General features: G+C 67.6%; 3 protein-coding genes. All 3 read right to left on the bottom strand.

Annotation, left to right across the window (positions count from 1 at the left end; genetic code table 11):
• A partial coding sequence (gene holA, locus VGD20_RS19775) for a DNA polymerase III subunit delta (RefSeq protein ID WP_331136088.1) occupies window positions 1-913 on the bottom strand: 913 nt, incomplete at its 3' end.
• Window positions 910-1428 (bottom strand): LPS assembly lipoprotein LptE, encoded by a 519-nt coding sequence (gene lptE, locus VGD20_RS19780; RefSeq protein WP_331136089.1) that lies wholly within the window; start codon window positions 1426-1428, stop codon window positions 910-912. The genes lptE and holA, both read right to left, overlap by 4 nt.
• The coding region (locus VGD20_RS19785; protein ID WP_331136090.1) for a class I tRNA ligase family protein at window positions 1425-2054 on the bottom strand (630 nt) is incomplete at its 5' end. The genes lptE and VGD20_RS19785, both read right to left, overlap by 4 nt.

A 2054-nucleotide genomic window follows, 5' to 3' on the forward strand; every position in this document is an offset into this window, starting at 1 on the left:
CGAGGCGGTCGGAGCGCCACAGGCCGATCTGACGCTGCACCGTAGCTTTTTCCTTCCAGAACACGGCCTTGCCAGCACCTGACGCCATGACGGCGTCGACGCTGCTGCCCTGTTCGACATCACCGCGAAGCTGGGCGAGGAGCAGCGCGCGCTTGAGGACGGCGCGGATCAGCGGGATGCCCTCGATCCCGACTGCGGCGAGGCGCGCGAGCTCGCCACCCACCTGGCCTGGATTGCCGCCCATGACGGCATCGACCAGACGCCCCATATCGCCCTCATCGGCATCGGCACCAAGCGCATCGATCACGGCATGGTCGAGCTCGGCGGGCCGGTCGGGCGCGGCGTCGAGATAGAGCGCGAACTTTTCGATCTCGCGCTGCAGGATTGCGCGGTCGCCCGCTGCGGCGGCTGCGAGGCGCCTTGCGACATCGTTCGATGCGATCCTCAGGCCCGCTTCGCGGGCAAGCGCGCCTGCAAGCCGGTCTGCATCCTGCCCCTCGGGCGCGTAGCTCGCAAAGACAAGGATGGACGGCTGTTCGAGCGCATATTTGAGGACGGCGCCCGTTGCGCGCAGGGTGCCCGCGATCGCGACCACCGGGTTCCCGGTCTGCGGCGCCTCGACAAGCGCCTGAATTGCCGCCAGCGCGTCGTCCGGGTTCGCGAGCGTGAGGCGGATATGGCGCGCGCCGCCGAACAGCGAAATCGATGCGGCTTCGTCCGCCAGTCGCGCAGGGTCCCCCTTGAGCACCGCCGAATCGAGTTCGATCCGCTCCGCATCGGGGCCCATTGCGCGCTCGAGCCGGTCCGCCAGTGCGCGCGATCCCGCCTCGTCGGGGCCGTGGAGCAGGTAGAGCCGGACATCCGCGCCCGGCGCATCGAGCGCGCGCTCGATCTGGCCCTTATTGGCCTTCACGGTTTGCCCGCGGGCGGCGCGTCCTTCGTGCGCTGCGCGTAGAGCGCCAGACGCGTGACAATCTGGTCCGCGATCACCTGCGACAGATTCTCGAGCGCGGTGTTCTCCGCCGCGATCGTCGCATATTCGGAGGAGACGATGTCGATGCCCGCGTCGGACCCCGCGGTGGCGTCGAGTACAACAGTGCCCTTGTCCGCCTCGACCAGACGATAGCGCGCGCGAAGGCTCCGCCGTTCTCGCGTCACCGAATCGTCGCGGCGAACGCCGAAGCCCGTGATCTGGTCGTCGAGTTCCACCTCGAGCCGATAGACTGCGCCGCTTTGCGAGACCGTGCCCAGTCGGTCAGCAATGGCGTTGCGTACCAGCCAGCCGGCCTTGCCTGGAATCGGCGCAATCTCGACCTGGCCCAATGATTGCGCCACCGCGCCCTTCGATCCGCCGCTGTACAGCGGGCGCAGGCCGCAGCCGCTGAGCGCGAGCGAAGCAAGGATCAGGGCTGCGGCGGTGCGCTTCATGCCACCAGATTGACCAGCCGGTCGGGAACCACAATCACTTTCTTTGGGGGGGCCCCGTCAAGCTGGCGAACGATATTGGGTGCTGCGAGTGCCATCTTCTCCAGCTCTTCGCGCGCGGTGCCCTTGGCGACGGTCAGCGTGTCGCGCAGCTTGCCGTTGATCTGGACCGCGATCGTCACCTCGTCGTCGACGAGCAGCGCCGGATCAACTTCCGGCCATGCCGCGTCGGCAACAAGACCGTCCTCGCTCAGCTTCGCCCAGCCTTCCTCGGCCAGATGCGGCACCATCGGCGCCACGAGCCGGACAATCGTTCGGATCGCGGCCGCCCGCGACGCGGAGGGTTTCGCCTTCTCGATCGCGTTGACCAGCTCGTAGAGCTTGGCGACCGCCTTGTTGAAACTCAGATCCTCAATATCCTCGGCGACGCCCGCGATGGTCTTGTGGAGTTTGCGGTCGATCTCCTTGTCTTCACCCTCGGCGGGCTCGAGGCCATCGATCAGGCGCCACAGCCGGTTGACGAAGCGCCACGCGCCTTCGATGCCCGCCTCGGACCAGGGCAGGTCTCGCTCGGGGGGGCTGTCCGAAAGCATGAACCACCGTACTGCGTCGGCGCCGTACTGGTCGAC

The sequence above is a fragment of the Sphingopyxis sp. genome (genome assembly GCF_036402335.1).
Classification (GTDB): Bacteria; Pseudomonadota; Alphaproteobacteria; order Sphingomonadales; family Sphingomonadaceae; genus Sphingopyxis.